A 2,105-nucleotide genomic window follows, 5' to 3' on the forward strand; every position below is an offset into this window, starting at 1 on the left:
CTCCAGCTCTCGCTGAAAAAGCCACGGGAATCGCCATGGCGGGCAGGGGTCAGGATCAGCACGCCGGGAAGGGCGGTAGGAGTGACAAAATTCATCCGATGACAGGCCTTGAAACTATTTGGATCGCTTGGGACTTGATAGGAGATCGCCAGTGGGATTGGAAGGTTTTGCAAGCCCATGCCAGTTGGACATTTCGATTAGGTTGATTATAAGGGCTGATGGGATTAGAGTTGGAAATTGTTCCCTTCCGGAAATTGAGCGTGCGCGACGGTTTTGTTGCACAAATTGCTCTTAGAATTCACGGCATGAATCCAGGCCTGCCTCACTCTGAAAGTTCTTTTTGGCTTACCGCTCCGGCAGACTACGGGCTTTGTCGAGAGCTTACTGAGGTTGGTCGGGTTGGACTGGGCAGTGCCGGATTTCTACATCCTGTGCCACCGCCAGAGAACGCTGAACGTAAGCCTGCCGTATCGTGGGGGAACCGGTCCTCCAGAGCGTGACGCGTTTAGAGCGTGTTGCGTTCAATTGGTTTCATATCCAGCAGCCTTGAAGAAGTTGTAGCATTCCTCGTCAGTAAAGAGTTCACAGACGTGACCGACGGCGCGCCAGAGATCGTCGTAGGTCCGCGCAGCCGCTCGCCGGATGAGGGCCTTGAGTTTGGCGAATGCCATTTCGATTGATGGTGTGGATGGCTCCTGCTCCAACCGGCGTCGCGATGCGCCATAATGAGATGTCATTGTCCCAACAGGAGGAGCCATCCATGTTCGAAGTTAGCACAGTTGGCGTCGATCTCGCCAAGAATGTCATTCAGGTTCATGGGGTCGATGCCGACGACAAGGTCGTGGTGAGGCGTCAACTCCGGCGGAACCAGTTTCTCTCGTTTTGCGAAGGCCGCCCCAGATGTCTGATTGGCATGGAGGCCTGCTTTGGGGCGCATCACTGGGGACGGCGGTTGCAGGAGATGGGCCACGAAGTGCGGTTGATGCCGCCGTCCTACGTGAAGCCTTACGTCAAGCGCGGCGAGACCGATGCGGCCGATGCCGAAGCGATCTGCGAGGCGGTGACGCGGCCATCAATGCGGTTCGTGCCCGTGAAGAGCAAAGCGGATTCCGCAGCGCTCGTTCTGCACCGGGCGCGGGACTTCCTCGTCGGGCAGGTTACCCAGACGGGCAATGCGATCCGGGCCCACATGACCGAGTTCGGGATCGTGACGGCGAAGGGGTCGAAGCGCGTCGCGGACCTGGCAGATAAGCTGGACACCTTGCCGGAGGTGGCTCGCCTGCCGCTCCGGGCGCTGTTCGATCAACTTGCCGAGACGCAGGCGCGGATCGACCGGCTGACCGACGAGATCGAGGAGGTTCACCGGGAGAACGACGTGAGCCGACGACTGGTATCGATCCCGGGCGTCGGTGTCCTGACCGCGACGGCCATCGCCGCGACGACGCCGGATGTCGGCAACTTCTCCTCCGCCCGGGACTACGCCGCCTGGCTTGGCCTCACGCCAAAGCAGCACTCAACCGGCGGCAAGCCGAGGAGTGGCGGTATCTCGAAGATGGGCAACCGTTATATTCGACGTCTTCTATACTTGGGCGCCATGGCCCAAATCATGGTTCGGCGCAGGAGCCGCCACCCGGGAACAGACTGGCTGGCGCGGAAGCTGGCGACCAAGGAGACCAGGGTCGTCGCGATCGCATTGGCAAACCGAATGGCGCGGACAATCTATGCACTTCTGCGCGATGGAACGAGCTACAGACCACTGGTTGGAGCGATGCCTGCCTGAAAGTGGTCTGAAGGAATGGTAAGGTGCAACGTGAGGTGATGGCGAACTGACGGAGAGGACAGAACGGGACACCCCGATGAATCCGAAGCGACTTCGAAGCGCGTTCGATTGAGTGGGACCCGCACGTCCGGCGGAAGTTCATCATGGCGCGCAGCATATCTGTTGCAGACAGACGCCGAATACATTGCCGCAGCCGACCAGTCGTCGAAAGTTCACAAAGCCCTTGCCACGCAGGAGCCAACCATACAGGGATTGAGATCGGGGCTGTAGGGCGGCAAGAAGAGAAACCAAGCGCCGAGCTCGCGCATGGCATCGGCGGCCCTGG

General features: G+C 59.5%; 2 protein-coding genes and 1 pseudogene. 2 read left to right on the forward strand and 1 reads right to left on the reverse strand.

Annotation, left to right across the window (positions count from 1 at the left end):
* Window positions 1-309: 309 nt before the first annotated feature.
* Window positions 310-489: pseudogene (locus tag ACFSUD_RS19520) on the forward strand (transposase); the annotation flags it as partial.
* A gap of 32 nt (window positions 490-521) precedes the next feature.
* Here the strand turns inward: ACFSUD_RS19520 and ACFSUD_RS19525 are convergent.
* On the reverse strand, window positions 522-671 hold the full coding sequence (locus ACFSUD_RS19525) for a hypothetical protein (RefSeq protein ID WP_386376173.1): 150 nt from the start codon (window positions 669-671) through the stop codon (window positions 522-524).
* Between the two features lie 89 nt (window positions 672-760).
* Here ACFSUD_RS19525 and ACFSUD_RS19530 point away from each other — a divergent pair, with 89 nt between their 5' ends.
* A complete protein-coding gene (locus ACFSUD_RS19530; RefSeq protein WP_386376174.1) occupies window positions 761-1,780 on the forward strand; it encodes an IS110 family transposase in 1,020 nt (339 codons plus the stop codon).
* The last annotated feature ends 325 nt before the right edge of the window (window positions 1,781-2,105 follow it).

This window comes from Sulfitobacter aestuarii (assembly GCF_042685005.1).
Taxonomy (GTDB): Bacteria; Pseudomonadota; Alphaproteobacteria; order Rhodobacterales; family Rhodobacteraceae; genus Sulfitobacter; species Sulfitobacter aestuarii.